General features: G+C 74.9%; 19 protein-coding genes. 7 read left to right on the forward strand and 12 right to left on the reverse strand.

The features are described 5' to 3' along the window. Nucleotides 1-60: 60 nt before the first annotated feature. From HNR12_RS06905 to HNR12_RS06915, 3 genes are all read right to left on the reverse strand, one after another. Nucleotides 61-1182 carry a GTP-binding protein gene (locus tag HNR12_RS06905; RefSeq protein WP_246425018.1) on the reverse strand — a complete coding sequence of 374 codons (1122 nt, stop codon included), beginning with the start codon at nucleotides 1180-1182 and terminating at the stop codon, nucleotides 61-63. A gap of 256 nt (nucleotides 1183-1438) precedes the next feature. Continuing rightward, the gene (locus HNR12_RS06910) at nucleotides 1439-2008 is read right to left on the reverse strand and encodes a DUF4232 domain-containing protein (RefSeq protein WP_246425019.1); all 570 of its coding nucleotides are present in this window, start codon (nucleotides 2006-2008) and stop codon (nucleotides 1439-1441) included. A gap of 209 nt (nucleotides 2009-2217) precedes the next feature. Then, the gene (locus HNR12_RS06915) at nucleotides 2218-2670 is read right to left on the reverse strand and encodes an iron chaperone (protein WP_179766711.1); all 453 of its coding nucleotides are present in this window, start codon (nucleotides 2668-2670) and stop codon (nucleotides 2218-2220) included. 154 nt (nucleotides 2671-2824) lie between these two features. On the opposite strand from HNR12_RS06915, the gene HNR12_RS06920 reads away from it, so the two are divergent. Next, nucleotides 2825-3418: a TetR/AcrR family transcriptional regulator gene (locus HNR12_RS06920; RefSeq protein WP_179766712.1), complete on the forward strand. Its 594-nt coding sequence runs from the start codon at nucleotides 2825-2827 to the stop codon at nucleotides 3416-3418. A gap of 1 nt (nucleotide 3419) precedes the next feature. Here the strand turns inward: HNR12_RS06920 and HNR12_RS06925 are convergent, their stop codons facing one another. Further along, a complete protein-coding gene (locus tag HNR12_RS06925; RefSeq protein ID WP_179766713.1) occupies nucleotides 3420-4265 on the reverse strand; it encodes a helix-turn-helix transcriptional regulator in 846 nt (281 codons plus the stop codon). 102 nt (nucleotides 4266-4367) lie between these two features. Between HNR12_RS06925 and HNR12_RS06930 the strand changes: the two genes are divergently transcribed. Beyond that, complete coding sequence (locus HNR12_RS06930; protein WP_179766714.1) at nucleotides 4368-5126, forward strand: SDR family oxidoreductase; 759 nt, start codon at nucleotides 4368-4370, stop codon at nucleotides 5124-5126. A 39-nt stretch (nucleotides 5127-5165) separates the two neighbouring features. Then, on the forward strand, nucleotides 5166-5372 hold the full coding sequence (locus HNR12_RS06935; protein ID WP_179766715.1) for a tautomerase family protein: 207 nt from the start codon (nucleotides 5166-5168) through the stop codon (nucleotides 5370-5372). Nucleotides 5373-5408: 36 nt separating this feature from the next. On the opposite strand, the gene HNR12_RS29465 is transcribed toward HNR12_RS06935, so the two are convergent. From HNR12_RS29465 to HNR12_RS06975, 8 genes are all read right to left on the reverse strand, one after another. Then, nucleotides 5409-6422: a BtrH N-terminal domain-containing protein gene (locus HNR12_RS29465; RefSeq protein ID WP_179766716.1), complete on the reverse strand. Its 1014-nt coding sequence runs from the start codon at nucleotides 6420-6422 to the stop codon at nucleotides 5409-5411. Then, nucleotides 6419-7225 carry a MerR family transcriptional regulator gene (locus HNR12_RS06945; protein WP_179766717.1) on the reverse strand — a complete coding sequence of 269 codons (807 nt, stop codon included), beginning with the start codon at nucleotides 7223-7225 and terminating at the stop codon, nucleotides 6419-6421. Before HNR12_RS06945 ends, HNR12_RS29465 begins: the two co-directional genes overlap by 4 nt. A 123-nt stretch (nucleotides 7226-7348) precedes the next feature. After that, complete coding sequence (locus tag HNR12_RS06950; protein WP_179766718.1) at nucleotides 7349-8809, reverse strand: amino acid permease; 1461 nt, start codon at nucleotides 8807-8809, stop codon at nucleotides 7349-7351. Between the two features lie 180 nt (nucleotides 8810-8989). Continuing rightward, complete coding sequence (locus tag HNR12_RS06955; protein ID WP_179766719.1) at nucleotides 8990-9943, reverse strand: NAD-dependent epimerase/dehydratase family protein; 954 nt, start codon at nucleotides 9941-9943, stop codon at nucleotides 8990-8992. A gap of 209 nt (nucleotides 9944-10152) precedes the next feature. Beyond that, a complete protein-coding gene (locus HNR12_RS06960) occupies nucleotides 10153-11043 on the reverse strand; it encodes a CPBP family intramembrane glutamic endopeptidase (protein WP_338119736.1) in 891 nt (296 codons plus the stop codon). Nucleotides 11044-11129: 86 nt separating this feature from the next. Further along, nucleotides 11130-13640 (reverse strand): MMPL family transporter, encoded by a 2511-nt coding sequence (locus HNR12_RS06965; RefSeq protein ID WP_179766720.1) that lies wholly within the window; start codon nucleotides 13638-13640, stop codon nucleotides 11130-11132. Nucleotides 13641-13684: 44 nt separating this feature from the next. Beyond that, a complete protein-coding gene (locus tag HNR12_RS06970) occupies nucleotides 13685-14359 on the reverse strand; it encodes a TetR/AcrR family transcriptional regulator (RefSeq protein ID WP_308118359.1) in 675 nt (224 codons plus the stop codon). A 307-nt stretch (nucleotides 14360-14666) separates the two neighbouring features. Then, nucleotides 14667-15320 (reverse strand): hypothetical protein, encoded by a 654-nt coding sequence (locus HNR12_RS06975; RefSeq protein WP_179766721.1) that lies wholly within the window; start codon nucleotides 15318-15320, stop codon nucleotides 14667-14669. Between the two features lie 380 nt (nucleotides 15321-15700). On the opposite strand from HNR12_RS06975, the gene HNR12_RS06980 reads away from it, so the two are divergent. From HNR12_RS06980 to HNR12_RS06995, 4 genes are all read left to right on the forward strand, one after another. Continuing rightward, entirely contained in the window at nucleotides 15701-16138 is a 438-nt protein-coding gene (locus HNR12_RS06980) for a protein kinase domain-containing protein (RefSeq protein WP_179766722.1), read from the forward strand. A 281-nt stretch (nucleotides 16139-16419) separates the two neighbouring features. Then, nucleotides 16420-17004 (forward strand): hypothetical protein, encoded by a 585-nt coding sequence (locus HNR12_RS06985; protein ID WP_179766723.1) that lies wholly within the window; start codon nucleotides 16420-16422, stop codon nucleotides 17002-17004. Between the two features lie 164 nt (nucleotides 17005-17168). After that, nucleotides 17169-17789, forward strand: a complete 621-nt coding sequence (locus tag HNR12_RS06990) for a hypothetical protein (RefSeq protein WP_179766724.1) — start codon at nucleotides 17169-17171, stop codon at nucleotides 17787-17789. Between the two features lie 22 nt (nucleotides 17790-17811). Continuing rightward, nucleotides 17812-18444, forward strand: coding sequence for a hypothetical protein (locus HNR12_RS06995; protein WP_179766725.1), 633 nt, complete (start codon nucleotides 17812-17814; stop codon nucleotides 18442-18444). Nucleotides 18445-18483: the final 39 nt, after the last annotated feature.

Below are 18483 nucleotides of genomic sequence, written 5' to 3' on the forward strand. Positions count from 1 at the left end.
CCGCCGCCGGGGCCCGGAGCGGCCTCGCGGCGGCGGCCGGGCCGCGGGGGCCGTTCGGTGTCACTGCGTGCCGAGCGTCTGGTCGAAGGGGTCCTCCTGGAACGCCGGCCAGGTCTCGCCGGGGGCCAGCAGGCAGGAGTCGAGGAGCGCGGTCAGGCGTTCGGTGTCCAGGTCCAGACCGGTGAAGGCCAGGTGCTGGCGGCGGTCGCCCACGGCCGGGTCCCAGTCCAGCCGGGCCGAGAGGCGGCGGGCCGGCGGTACCAGCTCCGCGGCCGCCTCGGGCAGCGAGGCCAGCCACGGCCCCGCGCTCTCGATGGCGAGCAGGTCGCTGTGGGAGTCCCACACCAGGAGCGTGTCGGGCCGGCTGGCCAGCCAGATGCGGCCGCGGCCGCGCAGGCAGCCGGCGACGATCTCGGCCAGGGCGTCGTGCAGCCGCTCGGGATGCAGCGGCCGCGTGCGCGTCCAGGTGAAGGTGGCCACCCGCCCACCGGAGCACGGCGTGTACTGCGCCCAGGCCGGGTTCGCCCGCGCGGCCGCGGCGTCCGGGTCGAACGCGCCGCGGGCGATGTCGGCGATTCCCGGTCCGAGCGGTATCACGGCGGCGGCCGGGTTGAGCTGCTCCAGGAGAGGGACCGCGTCCTCGGGACGCCGGTCGCCGGCGACCACGAGCGCGCTCGGGTACTCGATCTGGCGGGTGAGCACCTCGGCCACGGTGCGGTCGTCGTCCTGGGCGATGTCCAGCCCGCGGTCCACCAGGTCGTCGTGGCCGCTCAGGTCCGCGACCAGGCGCCCGGTGTCCACGGCCGTGACGACGGCGGCCAGGGCCAGCGACTCCTCGGCCGCCACGGCCGTGGACACGGCGCGGGGGTCGACCGACTCCCAGCCCTCGACCACGCACAGCTCGTAGGCGTTCTGGCCGGCCAGCCGCCGCAGGAGCGGGACGAGGTCCTCGCGCAGCGCGCAGGACGCGCACGCGTGCACCAGCTCGATGGGGCGCTCGTCGTGTGTTCCCCACCGGTCCCGGATGGAGCGCCGCACGACGCCCTCGCCGACCTCCTCGAAGCCGTGGTGCACCGCGACGGACCTCGGCACGGCGGCGAGCAGCGCCTCGACCGCCTGCCGCCGAGCCGCGCGGTGCAGGCCCGTGGCGACCACCACACGCAAGGGGGCGCGTTCCTCCATAAGCACTCCAATGAAAATGAAAATCATTATCAAACTGACCGCATGCTACCCCAGTGCCCGCGCACGCGCGGTGCGGCCCCACCGACCTGCTGCGGCGCCGGTCCCTGCCCGGACCGGCCGAGGCCCTGCTGCGGCGGCTCGTCTACGGCCGCCGGGCGTGAGTGGAAGGCCCTGCCCCCTCACCGGCAGGGAGCGGGGCCGCAGCACCGTACGGGGCCCCGGCGGCCCGGCCGCGGGGCCGGGCCGCCGGGGCGGGTCAGGCGGGGGTGATCGCGGAGACCGTGGAGGCGCCGAGGTCGGGGTTGGCGCAGACGCGGTCGAGGCCGCCGGTGGGGACGTACTCGGCGCCCTCGTCGTTCTGGAAGAACAGGGCGGCCCCGTCGACCTGGGTGGGCCGGCACTCGGCGGGGTCGTAGTCGTCCGGGTTGGGCCGGGCCACGGTCACGGTGGCGGTGTCGCCGGGGAACAGCGCGAAGACGCTGCCGCCCTGGCCTTCGCGGATCGCGTGCGCGCCGATGGGGTTGCCCTCGGAGTCGCCCCAGTACATGTCGGCGACGGAGGGGTACATGGTGCACGCCTCGTCGTCCCAGGGGCTGAGCGGGTCCCGCTTGGTCAGCTCGAACTCGATGTAGACGGTGCCGGCCGCGGCCTCGCGCCCGGTCTCGGCGACCTCCAGGTCCACCGCCGTGCAGTCGCGGACGCTCAGGGCGCCCGCGCCGGCGGTGTCGTCGGCGGCGGCCGCGGGCGCGCCGAGCACGAGGGCGGGCAGGGCCAGCGCTCCCAGGGCCGCTGCTCGGACCGAACCGGCTCCACGTGCGCGTGTCATTGCGAACATGCTCCTCAATTCCGGGGGGGTGCCGATCCGTCGAACACGGTCGGCTACTGCGCATGTGACGCCGGGAGCGACACGATGGTTTGCACCGGTAACCGGTGGATCACCCGGATTCCGAGGTACCGCCGGAAACGGGACCGCCGCCCCGGCGGGCGCCCCCTCCCCAGCGCGGCCCGCCCGGAGCCCCCGGCCGCCCGGCGGGCTCAGCCCACCGCCCGCTTCACCAGCGCGGCGATCCGCTCCTCCACCTCCGGGGTCATCTCGCTCAGGGCGAACCCGGTCGCCCACATCGGCCCCTCGTCTAGCCGCGCGTGGTCGCTGAACCCGAGGGTGGCGTAGCGCGTGTTGAACTTGGCCCGGGCCTGGAAGTGGCAGACCAGTTTGCCGTTCAGCGCGTAGGCGGGCATGCCGTACCAGAGCCTGGGCTCCAGCCCGGGCGCGCCGGCGGTGACGACGGCGTGGACGCGCTCGGCCATGCTCCGGTCCGGCTCGTCCATCGCCGCGATCTTGTCGAGCACGTCGCGCAGGGCCTCCGCCGCCTTCTCGGCCTTGGTGGCGCGGCGCGCCGCCTTCTTCCGCTCCGTGGCGCGGTCCTTCATCGCGGCCCGCTCCTCGGCCGTGAACCCCTGGTCGGTGCTGTGGTCGGTGCTGCTCATGGTGGACTCCCGATTCAGGGTGTCGGCGCCCCGGAACGGCCGGCGGCGCCGCGTCATGCGTAACGGAACGTTTCGTAACGCGTCGGAAGCTACTGTGATCTGCGGTTTCCTGTCAAGGTAGAACGCGGCGTAACGTTGGGATAGGTTGGTCGCCGTGGCTGCCACCTCCGACTCCGCGCGCCCGGCCCGGCGCAGCGAGCGCTCCCGCCGCGCGACCCTGGACGCCGTCTTCGACCTGACCGTGCGGCGGGGATACGCCGCGGTCACCGTCGAGGCCATCGCCGCCGCCGCCGGCGTGGGCAAACCCACCATCTACCGGTGGTGGCCCTCCAAGGGCGCGCTCGCCCTGGAGGCCATCAGCGACAGGGTCGGCGGCGTGCTCGACTTCCCCGACACCGGCGACATCGCCGCCGACCTCACCAGCCAGATCACCGCCCTGGTCACCCTGCTCAACAGCGGCTTCGGCACCGTCTACCGGGGCGTGATCGCCGAGGCGCAGGGCGACCCCGACCTCGCCGCCGCCCTGCGCGACACCGTCGTCGAGCCCCGTTCCCGCGTGTGCCAGGACCGGCTGGCCAAGGCCGTCGCCGAAGGACAGCTGCGCGGCGACGTCCCGGTCCGGGTGATGGTCGAACTGCTCTACGCGCCGGTCTACTACCGGTTCCTGCTGGGTACCGACCCCCTGAGCCCGCGCCAGGTCCCCGGCCAGGTCGAGGCCGTCCTGGCCGGACTCCGACCGCCGGCCTAGGTCAGCGCCCGGCCGCGAAGTCCTCGTGGCCGAGGACCGCGAGCAGGCGGATCTTGTCCTCGGCCTCGCTGCCGGGGGCGGGGGTGAGGACCAGCAGGGCCTGCGACTGGTCCTCGGTGAACAGCGCCTGGCAGTCCACCTCGATCCGGCCGACCCGCGGGTGGACGAGGGTCTTGTGGTCCTCGAAGCGGCGCGCGACCTCGTGCCGGTCCCACACGCGGCGGAACTCCTCCGACTCCGCGTGGAGCACCCGGACCAGCTCGGCCGCGCGCGAGCGCTCCCCCGCCGCGCCGTAGGCCGCGCGCAGGGCGGCGACCATGCTGCGCCCCTGCCGGTCGTGGTCCTCGGCCGGGTACACCGCGCGGGAGGCGGGATCGGTGAACCACCGGTAGGTGTCGCTGCGCTCCCAGCCGCGCAGCCGGGACCGGTCGCCGAAGACGGCGGTGGCCAGCCGGTTGGCCACCAGCACCTCGCTCAGCGACGACAGGATCAGCGCCGGGCTGTCCTCCAGGCGGTCCAGGACCCGCAGCAGGGCCGGCGCCACGTGCGTGTCGTCCAGGGTGCGCCGGGGCACGTTGTGCCCGGCCAGCCGGTAGACGTAGTCGCGCTCGTCCGCCGTCAGCCGCAGGGCCCTGGCCAGCGCGGACAGCATCTGCTCGGAGGGCTGGGGGCCGCGCTGCTGCTCCAGGCGCACGTAGTAGTCGGTGGACATCCCGGTCAGCCCGGCGACCTCCTCGCGCCGCAGGCCGGGGGTGCGGCGGCGCGGCCCGGGCACCAGGCCCACGTCGGAGGGCCGCAGCGCCTGGCGGCGGCGGCGCAGGAAGTCGGCGAGAGCGGCGCGGTTCACGTCCTCCATGGTGGCCCATCGGGCCCCGCCCAGCCAGGGACCGCCGCTCCTACGATCGCCGGGTCTCTCCCGCCGCCGGCGCGCGGCGCCCAGGGTGGAGGCATGGACATCACCGGAAACACCGTCTTCATCCCCGGCGCCACCTCGGGGATCGGCCTCGCCCTGGCCCTGCGCCTGCGGGACCGGGGCAACACGGTCGTCATCGGCGGGCGCCGCGCCGAGGCCCTCAAGCTGCTGGCCGCCGAGCACGGTTTCGACACCGTCCTCGTCGACACCGCCGACCCGGCGTCGATCGCCTCGGCCGCGCGCGAGGTCGTGGACCGACACCCCGACCTCAACGTGCTGGTCGCCATGGCCGGGATCATGCGCGTCGAGGACTGGCGCACGGCCGGCTTCCTGGCCGACGCCGAGGAGGTCGTCACGACCAACCTGCTCGGCCCGATCCGGCTGATCGCCGCCCTGGTGGAGCACCTGCGCACCCGGCCCGGCGCCGCGATCGTCACGGTCTCCTCGGGCCTGGCGCACGCCCCGCTGCGCGTGACCCCCACCTACAACGCGACCAAGGCCGCGATCCACATGCTCAGCGAGTCGCTGCGCCTGCAGCTGGCCGGCGCCGGCGTACAGGTGGTCGAACTGGTCCCGCCCTCGGTCCGCACCAAGCTCCTGCCCGGCCAGGAGACCTCCGACTTCGCCATGCCGCTCGACGCGTTCGCCGACGAGGCCATGGCCCTGCTGGAGGCCGACCCCGACGCCCGCGAGGTGCTCGTGGAGCGGGTGCGGTTCCTCCGCTACGGCGAGGCGCGCGGCGACTACGACCAGGTCGTCGCCGCGCTCAACGCCGCCGACCCGCACTCCCGCTGACCACCCGCCGACTCACCGCAGACCCAGCAAAGGACTCCCATGCCGTTCGCCAATCTCAAGGTGCCCGCCGACACGCTGACCCCCGAGTCGAGGAAGAGGCTCCAGGACGCCGTCACCCAGGCGTTCGTGGACGTGTACGGGGAACGCGCCCGGCCCACCACGCTCGTCGTCCTGGAGGAGGTGGCCGACGGCGGGTGGTCCCTGGGCGGGACCGTCCTGAACGCGGACGTGCTCGGCCGCAGCTGAAGCAGGCGCGGCAATGCCCCGCCCCGCGGCGCCCTTTCAGGCGCGGCCGGCACCGGGGGCGCCGCCGTCCAGGCCGCTCAGCTCGTGCATGGCGGCGCGCTCCGTGCGCGCGAGGCGGGCGAGGAGGCTGCCCGCCCGGTCGAGGTGGCAGGCCTCTCCCGTCTCGCCCGCCCGGGCGATGAGCGCCGCGGCCTCCGTCCACCCGGCGGCGGCCTCGGCGTACAGCTCGTGGCCCGCGCGCAGGCGGGGGCTGTCCAGCAGGCGGGCGCACTCGCCGAGGAAGTCGCGGTAGAGGTTGCGGAACAGGGCCCCGCCGGTGCCCGCCGACTCCATCAGCAGCGCGGCCCGCGGCAGGTCCTGCCGCGGGTCTCCGCCGCGCTCGAGCCAGGTGCGCACCAGCCGGCCCGCCTTGTCGATGCCGCGGTGGCCGAGGTTGGCGATAGGCGGGTCGAGGAAGGCGCGGGCGCAGGCGGTGATCGCGGGGACGATCCGGTCTGCCGGCGCGGGGGCGTCCGGCGGGACGGTGAGGGTGAAGGACCGGTGCCGGGCGGTCATCGGGCCGCGCGCGGCCCGGGCCCGGGCCAGCCCGGCCAGGCCGGTGGTGACCGCGCCGCCCTGCTGCCGGGTGTCGACGAGGTAGGCGCGGTGGTCGTCGTAGCCGTACATGGCGACGATGTGGCCGCCGAAGCGCGTCTGAGGGGTGAAGTAGTCCAGGTGGCGGCTGTCGAGCTGGAGCCCGACGGGGCGGCCGGCGTCGATCGCGGCGGCCGCGTTCTCCCAGCCCCGGCGCGGGGAGGCCGTCTCCTGGACCCGGAGGTCCAGGCCGAGCCGCGCGGCCAGGTTCCGGGTCAGCTCGAAGGGCCGCACCCGTCCCCCGAGGAAGGGGAACCCCATGTTCCGCGCGTCCCAGTACACGAACGACAGCCCCGAGCCCAGGCCGAAGAGCATGGGCTCGGACAGGTCGACGCCCTGGTGCCGCAGCAGCACGCCCAGGGCGGTCGTCTCGCAGTGCTGCCCGCCGCGGGCCTCCACGCCGACCACCGTGCTCACGCCGCGCCCTCCTCGACGGGGACGGCCACTCGGGTGACCAGCTCGTCGGGCGCCGCCTCCCGGGGCCCGACGAGGTAGGTCTCGCGGACCGGCGCCAGCGGGCGCAGCCCGCGCTCGTGGACGGCGGCGAAGAGGGCGTTGTAGGCCAGGGGCAGCTGGGCGTAGGGCCCGGTGTGGGTGGTCCGGACGACGGGCCCGCCGGGCAGCGCCACCGTCTCCAGGCCGGGCGGGGCCTCCCCCGGCCGCGCGGCCGCGCCCGCGGCGACCTCCATCGGATCGGCCGGGTCCAGCGGGTACAGCCCCCACAGCGGCGGATCGCAGGCCGCGCCCGCGCCGCCGAGCGCGGCCAGCAGCCGGCCGGCGCACGCGCCGAACACCTCGCCGATCCGCTCGGGCGCGCCCTCCGCCCGCACCACAGCCAGCCGCCGCTCGGGCTCGGCGGCCGTCTCCACCTCGTAGCCGGGCAGCCCGCCCTCGGCCAGCCGCTCCAGCAGCGCCAGCCGCGCCTGGTCGCGGCGGATCCGCTCGGCCAGGCGGTCGCGCTCGGCGCGCAGGATCCGCGCCCTGGGCTCCGGTGCGGCGGCCAGCGCCCGGGCGATCACGGGCAGGGGCAGGTCCATCTCGCGCAGCAGGGCGATGGTCAGCGCGTCGCGGGCCTGTCCGGGCGCGTAGTAGCGGTAGCCGGAGGCGGCGTCCACGCGGACCGGGGACAGCAGCCCCAGCTCGTCGTAGTGGCGCAGCCGCTTGACGCTGAGCCGGCACAGGCGCGCGAAGCGCCCGATGGTGAGGAGGTCGTCGTGCATCCCCTCATGGTGGACCCTCCCACGGTGGGAGGGTCCAGCGCCGCCCGCGCCAGGCGCCTGAAACGGGGCGGGCGGCCCGGGGCGCCGAGGCCCCGGGCCGCCCGCACGCGCGCGGTCGGCGCGCTACCGCTCCGCGCCGACGTCGGTCGGCGGCGGCGCGGTGTTCAGGTTGGACCTGCGGTAGGAGTAGGCGAAGTAGATCACCAGGCCGATGAGCAGCCACACCAGGAACCGCAGCCAGGTCTGCACGTCGAGGAAGGAGATCAGCCAGATGGAGAACACCACCCCGACGAGCGGCACCACGGGCATGCCCGGCGTCTTGAACGTGCGGGGCAGGTCCGGGCGGCGGTAGCGGAGAACGATCACCGCGATGCAGACCACGACGAACGCCGAGAGGATGCCGATGTTGGTGAGCGCGGCCGCCTCGCCGATCGGCAGGAGGCCCGCCAGGACCGCCGAGACCACGCCGGCGATCCAGGTCACGCGCACCGGAACGTGGTGCTTGGGGTCGGTCTTGGCGAACCACCGGGGCAGCAGGCCGTCGCGGCTCATCGCCCACCACACGCGGGTGGCGCCGAGCATGAACGTGAACATCACGGTCAGGATCGAGATGACCGCGCCGATGGCGATGAGGTTGGCCAGCCAGCCCAGGCCGTTGGCCTCGAACGCCACCGCGAAGCCGGCCGTGGGGTCGATGTCGGTGTAGGACTGCATGCCGGTCAGCACCAGGCAGGCCAGCACGTAGAGCACCATCGAGATGACCAGCGACAGGATGATCGCCTTGGGCATGTGGCGCTGGGCGTCCTTGGACTCCTCGGCGGCGGTGCTCATCGCGTCGTAGCCGAACACCGCGAAGAACACCACGGCGGCCCCCGCCATCACCCCGCCGGCGCCGTAGGGCAGGAACGGCGAGTAGTTGGCGGTGTCGACGTAGAAGACGCCGACGAAGATGATCACCAGGACGATCGCGACCTTGAGGCCGACGAAGAACGTCTCGAAGCGCGCCGCGTTCTTCACGCCGCGGGTCAGCAGGAACGCGATGAACAGGCACAGCAGCACCGCGAACAGGTTGATGCGGTAGGAGCCGTCGGGGACCCCCTCGGGCTCGGTGCCGGGCGCGCCCATCATCCACAGCGGGAGTTCCATGCCCAGTGAGGACAGGAAGAAGTTGAAGTAGCCCGAGATGCCGATCGCGACCACCGCCACGATCGCGATGTACTCCAGCAGCAGGTCCCAGCCGATGAACCAGCCGACGATCTCGCCGAGCACGGCGTAGCCGTAGGTGTAGGCCGACCCCGCGCGCGGGATCAGGCCGGCGAACTCCGCGTAGGAGAACGCGGCCGCCGCGCTGGCGATGCCCGCGACGAGGAACGAGAAGAGGACACCGGGCCCGGCCGTGCCGTTGGCGACCTCTCCGGCCAGGGAGAACACGCCGGCGCCGATGATGGCGCCGACGCCGATCGCGGTCAGCTGCCACAGGCCCAGGGACCGCTGCAGCCCTCCGCTGCCCGTTTCCTCGATTTGGTCGATCGGTTTGCGGCGGAACACCCCTCGTGCGGGGCCCGCCTTCCCGGTGGATGCCATGGTCGCGTCCAGTTCTGCTCGTGACAGTGAAACGCCCCGCCCGCCCCCGTGTCGTCGGGCACAAGGCTGGACGAACCGTATTACGCGCCCCCAGGCCGGCGGGACAGGGGTTACGACACTGGATACGCCCCGTTGTTTGATCGAGAGGAAAGATCGGCACCGCGCGGGCTCGCGGGCGCGTCAGGACGGCCGGGACGCCTCCGCCGGGCCGGCGCCGAGCGCGCGGACGGTCTCGCGCACGGCCTCCTCCCACGGGGTCGGCTCGATCCCGAACTCCTCGGTGGTGGCGGCGCCGTCAAGGACGTAGGGGCGGTCCCACTGGTAGAGCAGGTCCCCCACCTCGCGCAGCAGGGGCGAGACCGGGAAGGCCAGCCGCAGCAGCGGCCGCGGGACGCGGACCACCCGGGGCGGCCGCGCCCCCGCCTCGCGCGCCAGGTCGGCCACCATCGCGCGCACCGTGCGCGCGGGCGGCGAGGGTACGTGCCAGGCCCGCCCCCAGCCCCGCTCGCTCGCGGCGGCGGCGGCCAGCGTGCGCGCGACGTCGGGGACGTAGCTGACGCTGTGCGGCAGGTCGGGGTCGCCGAAGACGAAGGCCGGGCGGCCCCGCAGCGCCGGGGCGGCGTAGAGGAGCGGGACGCTGTTCGCCGGCCGCACCGCGCCGATGTAGTCGGCGGCGCGCACCTCGGTCACCCGCACCGCGCCCGCCTCGTGGCGCGCCAGGGCTTCGCGCCACATGCGCGCCCGCAGCCGGCCCTTGTGGTCGGTGGCCGCCAGGGGGAGGTCGCGGGTGATCGGGCCCTCGACCGGGCCGTAGCCGTAGAGGTTGCCGGTGATGGCCAGCACCGCGCCGGTGTCCTCGGCGGCCCGCAGGAGGGCCGCCGCCAGCGGGGGCCAGTGCTCGGCCCACTGGGTGTAGGGGCCGGGGTTGGCGCAGTTGTAGAGGACGGCGGCGCCGCGCGCGTGCCGGGTGAGCTCCGCCGCGTCGGAGGCGTCGGCCCGCACCCGGGTGACCCCGGCCCGCTCGGGGCCGCCGCCGGAGCGGGTGAGGACCCGCACCTCCTCACCGGAGTCGGCGAGCAGGTGCGCGAGCGCGGTGCCGACCGGGCCGGCACCGACGATGACGTGGAGGGGCATGGCCGCCCTTTCGGGTGAACGCGGACTGGCGGTGGCGGGTGCGTGGGCGACCAGTCTTCCAGCTTCGGACGAGCGCCCGGACGCGAGCCGCCGTGGGGGCCTGCCCGGGTGCCGACCGGCGCCGCGGCGGGCCGCACGCGTGGGCGGCGCGCGTGGTCCGGCGCCCCCGAGGTCGCCGTCGGCGATCGGTCGGGGGCCCGCGGTCGCGGTCAGAGCAGGCCCAGCAGCACGGGGACGGCGTTCACCGCGCCGTGCACGGCCAGGAGCGGCCACATCATCCGGTACCGGCTCCACAGGTAGCCCAGGAACAATCCCTGCACCCCCTGGTTGGCGAAAGCCGAGGCCAGATCGGTGGGCAGGTGTCCCGTGCCCTGGATGGCGACGTGCCAGGACGCCCAGAGCAGCGAGGACAGCACGATGGCGGGCCAGGGTCCCAGGAGGCGCTCCCACCGGGACTGCAGCCAGCGCCGGTAGAAGACCTCTTCGAGCAGGCTGTTGACCGCGAACACGACGACCACGGTGACCAGCAGGGTGCCCACATCGACCTGGGCGGCGTAGTCGCTGGGCGGCACCGCCGACGGCCCGGTGTAGGTGAGGGCGAACCAGGCGGCCACCGGCACCAGCGGTCCGTAGCGGCGCCACGCCCCGGCCCGTTCGCGCGCCGGCCGGGGCACCCGGGGAGCCGGGCGCGTCAGCCGGAACAGCACCAGCGGCACGGCCAGCAGCAAAACGAGCTTGAGGACCGTGTGCGCCGGCTCCCCGCCGCCCAGCAGACCCAGCGCCACCGCGAACAGCAGGGCCGAGGCCGCCAGCACGGCCGCCTGGAGACGCGGCGCCCGATCCCCCGCGGACCCGATCGCCGGCGGCACCGCCCCGAGTCGAGGCGGCACCAGCCGCACCAGGAGCAGGCCGACCAGGGCGGGCACCCAGCGGTGCCACACGGGGACCGTGCCGCTGTGGTCGGCCGTGTAGCGGATCTCGGTGGCCCCGCTCAGGACCAGCCACGCGACGGAGGCGCCCAGCAGGAGCAGCCCGGCGACCAGCACGGCGGGGGAGGCCGCCCGGCGGCCCGGAGGACGGTGGTCTGTCGTCTTCGGCACGCCCGCACCCTAGTGGGTTGGCCACACCCGGTGCCCGGGCGGCCTGCGGCCGCCCGGGCACCGGCGTGAAAGCGGGCGCGAGTGCGCTAGTGCCGCTCGGAGGGCACCCGGTCCTGTGCGGGGCGGTCGGCCTCGGCGGTGGGCGCGGCCCGGGGCGGCTTTGGGCGCTGGTGGCGGCGCTCCAGGGCGGCGCCCTCCACGTCGATGTCGGGCAGGAGCCGGTCCAGCCGGCGGGGCAGCCACCACGCCGCGTCCCCGGCCAGGTGCATCAGGGCCGGCACCAGCACCATGCGCACCACGAACGCGTCGATGAGCACGCCGAAGGCGAGCGCGAACCCGATGGAGCTGATCATGACGGTCTCGGAGAAGACGAACCCGCCGAACACCGAGATCATGATGACCGCCGCGGCGGTGACCACCGCGCGGCCCGCCCGGAAGCCCTGCACCACCGCGGTCCGGGCCGGGGCGCCGTGCACGTAGGCCTCGCGCATGCCGGTGCCGATGAACAGCATGTAGTCCATCGCCAGGCCGAACAGGATCCCGACCAGGAGCGTGGGCAGGAAGTTCAGCACCGGTCCGGTGTTCTCGACGCCGATGAGGCCGCCGAGCCAGCCCCACTGGTAGACGGCCACCACGCCGCCCAGCGCGGCGAAGAAGGACAGGATGAACCCGAGCGTGGCCACCACCGGCACGAACACCGACCGGAACACCAGCAGCAGGATGACCAGGGACAGGCCCACCACCACGGCGAGGTAGGTGGGCAGCGCCCCGCTCAGGGTCTCGGAGATGTCGATGTTGCCGCTGGCCACGCCCGCGACCCCCAGCGGGCCGGTGCCCTCGATCGGCTCCAGGTCGCGCAGGGAGTGCACCAGGTCCTCGGTGGACGCGCTGGCCGGGCCGTCGACGGGCACGACCTGGAAGATGGCCGTGGTGTGGTCGTCGGAGACCCCGATGGGGGCCACCGCCGCCACGTCGTCGAAGGAGTAGATCTCCTCGGCGATCTCGGCCTGCTCGCGCTGGGCGTTGCGCTCGGCGGCCTCCTCGGTGGGGCCGCCGGTGAGGCGCGCCGCCACCAGCAGGGTGCCGTTCTGCCCGGCGCCGAAGTTCTCCTCAACGGCGGTGTGGGCCTGGTACTGGGTGGAGTGGGTGGGCTCGGAGGAGCCGTCGGGCATGCCCAGCCGCAGGTCGAGGGCCGGCAGGGCGATCACGACCAGGGCCGCCACGGCCGCGCCGGCCTGGGCCAGGGCCCGGCCGGTCGGCATCGGGCGCGGCTGCCGCGCGGCCGCCTCCTCCTCCGCAGCGGCGGGGGTGCGCTCGGCGAGGCGGGCGCGCTCGCGGCGCGCCAGGACGCGGTGGCCAAGCAGCGCCAGCAGCGCGGGCACCAGCGTGACCGCGACGAGCACGGCGACGGCCAGGGCGAGCGCGCCGATGCTGCCCATGAGGCCCAGGAAGCCGATCCCGATGAGGTTGAGGCCCAGCAGCGCGATGAGGACGGTCGTGCCCGCGAACACCACGGCGTTGCCCGCGGTGCCGGCGGCCAGGCCGATGGACTCGGCGACCTCCACCCCCTCCTTGAGCTGGCGGCGGTGCCGGTTGACGATGAACAGCGCGTAGTCGATGCCGATGGCCAGCCCGAGCATGAGGCCCAGGATCGGCGTCACCGACGCCATCTCCACCACGCCCGACAGCGACATCGCGGTCAGGGTCGCGACGCCGACCCCCACCAGCGCGGTGACGATCGGCAGCGCGGCGCCCAGGAGGGTGCCCAGCATGACCACCAGCACCACGCCGGCCACGATCACGCCGATGACCTCGGCGGGGCTGACCAGGGTGGGCATGGTGCGGGCCAGGTCGCTGTTGAAGTCGACCTCGGTGCCCGGCACCGGGTTGCCGGAGAAGACCTCCATGACGGCGGCGCGGGTCTCCTGGGAGACCTCCATCTGGTCCTCGGTGAAGGAGACGTTGACCAGCGCGGTGTCGCCGTCCTCGGAGACCGTGCGGATGCCCTCGGCCATCTCCATCATGGCCTCGCCCTGCTCCAGCCGGCCGTACTCGGCCTCCAGGGTCTCGCGGCCCTCGTCGATCTCGGCCTGCTCGGCGTCGAACTGGGCCTGGGCCTGGGCGAGCAGCCCGGCGGCCTCGGCCTGCTCGCGGGCCTGGTCCAGCTCCTCCTGGCCGGACTCCAGCTCCGCCATGGCCGCGTCGAGCTCCTCGCGGCCGTCGGCCAGCTCCTGGCGCTGGTCGGCGCGCTCGCTCTCGGCGGCGAACGGGTCGACCGCGTCCGCCACGCCGGAGACCTCGGCGGCCCGCTCGGCGCGCTCGGCGATCGCCTCGCGCTGGTCGTGGGTGAAGGCCGAGCCGTCCTCGGTCTGGTAGACGACGATGCCCGCGCCGCCGCCCATGTCGGAGAACTTCTCCGACAGCAGCCGGTTCACCTCGTCGGTGGGGGTGCCGGGGATGGAGAAGCTGTCCTCCAGTTCGCCCGCGTAGAGGACGTAGGCGGCGCCGGCCGCCGCGAGCAGAGCCAGCCAGACCGCGATGACGGTGCGGGCGCGGCGCGCGCACGCGCGCCCGAGTCGGTAGAGAAGTTCAGCCATGAGTGGGGTGCCCAACGGAAGGTAGTGGGGGGAGCGCGCAGCGCTCAGGAAGAGGCGGGTCCGGGCGGGCCGTACCCGTTGCGGATGATCAGGATCATGCGGTCCAGCAGTTCCAGCCAGACCCGGCGGGAGTCCGCGTCGTCGACGCCGCCGGTGATCCGCTCCCAGTGCTGGACGGTGACCGCGCCGCCGCTGATGAGCGCGCCGCACATGAGGTCGACCTGGAGCGGGTCGGCGCCGGGGTGGCGGCGCAGCACGATCGCGGCCAGGCGGGCGCCCACGTCGTTGAGCGCCCGCTCGAACAGCGCCGCGCGGCTGGGTGAGGCGGGTTCGCGCCCCTCCGGCCCGAGCAGGTGCTTGAGCCGGGTGATGGGGGTGAGCAGGTCGGTGCGGCGGATCGCCGCGGCGAAGCCGTCGAACATGTCGTGCGGGCCCTCTCCGGCGGCCGCGGGGAGGTTGGCCTCGATGCTGTCGACGATCGCCGCCAGCATCGTGCCGAACGCCTCCAGGACGATGTCGTCCAGGGACCGGAAGTGGTTGAACACGGTGCGGCGGGAGACGTCGGCCCGCTCGGCGAGCTGGTCGACGGTGAAGCCGGTGTCCCCGCGCTCGGTCATGAGCGCGGCGGCGGCCTCGACGAGGGCGCGGCGGTGCCGCGACTTCAGCGCCTCGCGCCGGTCGGGCGCGGGCGGCCGCGCGGACGGTGGTGAGGAGTGCACGTCATCACATTAGGGACGAGGTTGCACTCAGTGCAACGACGCACCGAGTGCAGCCGGTCACATCCGCGGCGCGGCCGCCTCGGCCCGCGGGCGGCCGGGCGCGCCCGGGGCGGGGGCCACTCCGGCTCCGGCCGCGCGCCCGCCCACGCGCGGGCGGTGATGGCGGTCGTCCCTCAGCAGCGCCACGGCGTCCTCCCGGCCCCCGTTGCCGAGCGGGCGCGGTCACCGTGCAGGTCGTCCATCAGCGGTCCTCAACGGCAAAGGCGGTGCGGCGGCGCGGGCGGCAGCGGCCCGGCGGACGCGCGGGCTACTCGACCGGGGACAGCCAGAACTCCTCGCCGCCGCCCTGCCCGGCGTGGGGGGTGGAGACCTCGATGCGGACGGTGCCCTCGCGGCCCTCGGTGCGCCAGCTGTCGCGGTCGCGCCCCCACGCGCAGGTGACCGGCTCACCCTCGCCCGCTTCGGTGGGGATGACGTGGACCTCGTCCATGTCGCAGCGCACGGTCTCGGTGTCCATCTCGAAGCGCACCAGGTCCTCGGCGACGTCGCGCACCACCTGGCGGCCGAGGGGCCGCATCTGCGAGGAGGCGAAGTAGTCGCCGCCGTTGACGGTGACCTCCCATTCGGCCTCCGTGCCCCGGAAGACGACCGTGCACACCAGTTCGGAGTCGGCGCCGGTGTCGAACTCCGGGCACTCGGCCGCGGCGTCGGGGTCGGCGACGCGGGCGAAGCGGCTGGCCGCCGCCACCAGGTCCCACTCGATCCTGTCGGCGAACGGCGCGTCCTCCCCCGGCTCGGGGGGCAGGTCGGCGTCGGCGAGCCGGGGCGCCTCGTCGGGAATGGGGGCCGAGCGCAGCGAACCCAGGTCGGGGCCGCAGGCCGTGAGCGCGAGGGGCAGCGCGGCCGCGAGGGCGGCGGGGCGCAGCAGGCGGGCGGGCGCGGCGGGGGCGGAAGGGGGCATTCGCGGTCTCCGGGATTCAGGGCGGGCGCACGCGGACCAGGAGAGGTCGGGCGCTTCGTGGCAGACCAGACGCATTGTCGCGCACCCCGGACCAGCTCCTTGACCCCGCGCGAGCCGCCCGGGGCGCACCGGCCGCCGACCCGCCCGCCGGTGCGCGGCAACGGCCCTGGTCAGGGAATGGACCGCCGCCGCGCGCCGCCGCGCGCCCCTGGACGCGGCCGGAACCGGCCGCGCGGGCGGGAACCCGGCTACCGGCCGGTTGGAAACGGGGGCGGCACGGACGGTGGCCGGGTGCGGTCAGCCGGAACCGGCGCGTACGGGAGTCTGGGATCATCGGGCCGTTCGCCTGCCCCCGTGTCGGACCCTGTGGAAGCGGTGCCATGGCCAGCCCCCTCCTCGACGGCGATCCCGCCGCGATCGGCCCCTACCGGCTGCACGGGCGGCTGGGCGGCGGCGGGATGGGGCAGGTGTACCTGGGGCTCTCCCCCGGTGGGCGGCCGGTGGCGGTCAAGGTGGTGCGGGCCGCCCTGGCCGGCGACGCGGAGTTTCGCATCCGCTTCGCCCAGGAGGTGCGGGCGGCGCGCAGGGTCGGCGGGTTCTACACCGCCCAGGTGGTGGACGCCGACACCGAGGCCGGCCCGCCGTGGATGGCCACCGCCTACATCCCCGGCCCCTCCCTGCACCGGGCCGTCGGCGACCACGGGCCGCTGCCCCTGGAGTCGGTCGCCGTGCTCGGGGCCGGCCTCGCCGAGGGCCTTGGCGCGGTGCACGCCGCCCGCCCAATCCACCGCGAGGCCTACCTGGAGCAGGCGCGGTGACGCCGTGATCCGCCGTTTCGCGTGGGGAAAGGCCCGCACCCGCCCTCCGCCGTTCGACGGCCGTTGCGGCGCGCGCGGCCATTGCGTGAACGGCACGTGAGGAATGGCGAAAGCGCCGGAGGCCGGGCCTTTTCCGGGTGAGGGCGAGTGGTAGGCTCACCGCTCCGTCGACCGCGGTTTCGGTGCCGCACCGGAATTCGCGGCGGCCCCCGGGCCAGAGGGGAACGGCCATCAAGAAACTACTGCACTACCGTGCGGGCATCCGCACCGGAATTCTGGGCATGGCGGCGATGCTCGGCCTCTCCGGCGACTTCATCGGCACCCTCGACGGGTCGGCCTGGTACCAGCGCGGCTGGATGATCGCCGTCGCCCTGGTGCTCTTCGGCGCCCACATCGGCGTGGAGATGCTGAACACGCGCGAGGACCGCCTGAAGGACATCCGCCTGGAAGAGGCCCTCGACAGGCTGAAGGAGACCGAGGAACGGGTCGACGGGCTCAACCGGGAGCGGGCCGAACTGGGCGAGGCCGTCACGACGCTCCGCGCCCAGGAGCACCTGCTGAAACAGCAGGTGAGCGAGCGGGCCCGGGAGCAGAGCGGCCTCGACTGGCTGGCCGGCGAGCAGGGCCGGGCGGTCCTGGAGGGGCTGCGCGACTTCGCGGAGCGGCTGCACCTCGCCCACCGGGCGGCCGACTCGGCGGGGGCGGCGCCGCCCCCGCGCGCCGCCGAGGACCGCCCCCGCGCCGCCGAGGACCGGGTGCCCCTGCGCGGCGTCGTCCCGCGCGTGGCCCTCCAGTTGGCCGCCGGACTCATCGCGGCACTGGCCTTCGGGTTCGCCGTGTACGTCATCGAGGTCTACTTCGACTGACGAAACACCAGAACAGCGAACACGCGGCCATTCCCGAACAGCGGTTTCCCCGGTTTCGCGCCTACCGGCACGGCCGCCGTGGGAATATGTGCTCCGGGCGCGGCGGGGAACGCCTTACCGATATTTCGCGTCGAACACCGCGACCGGCACGAAAGGCGGGAGACATGCGCGCTGCGACCGGGCCCGCGCGTTTGCGGTCCGGGTTTCCTCTTGTCCTCGCGGCGGTGGCGGTGGCGGCCTCCGGGTGCACCCTCTACTCGACCTCGACGGTGGACATCGTCAGTTCCGCCAACCCCCGCGGTGCCGCCTGCACCGCGCTGGTCGTCACCCGGGCCGGTGCCGAGATCGAGGGCAGCGCCGACTGCGAGGTCCCGCCGGCCGACCACGAGCCCGTCCACGAGGACCGGCGGGCCGTGCCCGTGGCCGTCCCCGACCTGTCGACGGACCAGCGGCGGGCCGAACTGGTGACCACCACCGACGCCCACGGGCGCGCCTGCACCCTGGTGGCCACCGTACTGGTCGGCGGGGTCGACGAGACGAGCATCGACTGCGACTACCCGCCCCCGGGCGTGCGCCCCGGCTCCCCCACGCAGCAGCAGCCGCCGGACCCCGACACCCGTTCGGACTGGGAGCGCGTCGCGGTCGCGACCTTCGCCGACACGCACGGCCGCACCTGCGTGACCTCCACGGCCGCCGGCGGGGCCTCCACCGAGATCGACATCACCTGCGAGTACACCGAGCGGGAGCCGCCCGAGCGGCCGACCGAGGCACCCCTGCCCGGATGACCCCGACACGAAGGCGGGAGACATGCGCGATCGCGTGCGGCCGGTGCGGCTGCCGCTCCTCCTCGGCGCAGTGGCGCTCACGGCCGCCGGGTGCGGCCACGTGCCGACCGAGACGGTCGACATCGTGAGCTTCACCGGCGCCGGCGGCACGGCGTGCACCGTACTGGTGGCCGTGTCGCCCGCCAGCCCCGACACCTACACCAACGCGGGCGACGAGACGGACGCCAGCATCGACTGCGAGGCCCCGCCTCGGGGCCGCGAGCCGGTCCGCCAGGACCGGCGGCCGCTGCCCGAGCCCGAGCCCGAACGCGACTGGGAGTGGGAGGAGCTGATCACCACCACCGACGCCCACGGGCGCGCGTGCACGCTGGTCGCCTCCACCCTGGGCTCAGGCGTGGTCGACGAGACGCGGATCGACTGCGACTACCCGCCCGAGGGCGTGGAGCCCGGCGAGCAGACCCGGCGGCAACCGCCCGACCCCGACCCGGAGTCCGACGACGACCGCGCCTCGGTCGTGGCGTTCACCGACGCGCACGGGCGCGCCTGCACGACCATGACGTCGCGCGGGGCCGCGCGGGCCGAGGTCGACATCGACTGCGCCTACACCGCCGGCGAACCGCCCGGCGACGCGGAGGAGGCCGCCGTCCCCCGGTGATGGCGCCTGCGGCGCCGCGGCGCCGCAGGCGCGGGCGCG

This window comes from Streptomonospora nanhaiensis, from assembly GCF_013410565.1.
Taxonomy (GTDB): domain Bacteria; phylum Actinomycetota; class Actinomycetes; order Streptosporangiales; family Streptosporangiaceae; genus Streptomonospora; species Streptomonospora nanhaiensis.

Bases quoted from the DNA above. Each gene is read 5' to 3' on its own strand.
- HNR12_RS06905 (WP_246425018.1), bottom strand. From the start codon at position 1,182: ATGGAGGAACGCGCCCCCTTGCGTGTGGTGGTCGCCACGGGCCTGCAC.
- HNR12_RS06910 (WP_246425019.1), bottom strand. From the start codon at position 2,008: ATGACACGCGCACGTGGAGCCGGTTCGGTCCGAGCAGCGGCCCTGGGA.
- HNR12_RS06915 (WP_179766711.1), bottom strand. From the start codon at position 2,670: ATGAGCAGCACCGACCACAGCACCGACCAGGGGTTCACGGCCGAGGAG.
- HNR12_RS06930 (WP_179766714.1), top strand. From the start codon at position 4,368: ATGGACATCACCGGAAACACCGTCTTCATCCCCGGCGCCACCTCGGGG.
- HNR12_RS06935 (WP_179766715.1), top strand. From the start codon at position 5,166: ATGCCGTTCGCCAATCTCAAGGTGCCCGCCGACACGCTGACCCCCGAG.
- HNR12_RS06945 (WP_179766717.1), bottom strand. From the start codon at position 7,225: ATGCACGACGACCTCCTCACCATCGGGCGCTTCGCGCGCCTGTGCCGG.
- HNR12_RS06950 (WP_179766718.1), bottom strand. From the start codon at position 8,809: ATGGCATCCACCGGGAAGGCGGGCCCCGCACGAGGGGTGTTCCGCCGC.
- HNR12_RS06955 (WP_179766719.1), bottom strand. From the start codon at position 9,943: ATGCCCCTCCACGTCATCGTCGGTGCCGGCCCGGTCGGCACCGCGCTC.
- HNR12_RS06965 (WP_179766720.1), bottom strand. From the start codon at position 13,640: ATGGCTGAACTTCTCTACCGACTCGGGCGCGCGTGCGCGCGCCGCGCC.
- HNR12_RS06975 (WP_179766721.1), bottom strand. From the start codon at position 15,320: ATGCCCCCTTCCGCCCCCGCCGCGCCCGCCCGCCTGCTGCGCCCCGCC.
- HNR12_RS06980 (WP_179766722.1), top strand. From the start codon at position 15,701: ATGGCCAGCCCCCTCCTCGACGGCGATCCCGCCGCGATCGGCCCCTAC.
- HNR12_RS06985 (WP_179766723.1), top strand. From the start codon at position 16,420: ATGGCGGCGATGCTCGGCCTCTCCGGCGACTTCATCGGCACCCTCGAC.
- HNR12_RS06990 (WP_179766724.1), top strand. From the start codon at position 17,169: ATGCGCGCTGCGACCGGGCCCGCGCGTTTGCGGTCCGGGTTTCCTCTT.
- HNR12_RS06995 (WP_179766725.1), top strand. From the start codon at position 17,812: ATGCGCGATCGCGTGCGGCCGGTGCGGCTGCCGCTCCTCCTCGGCGCA.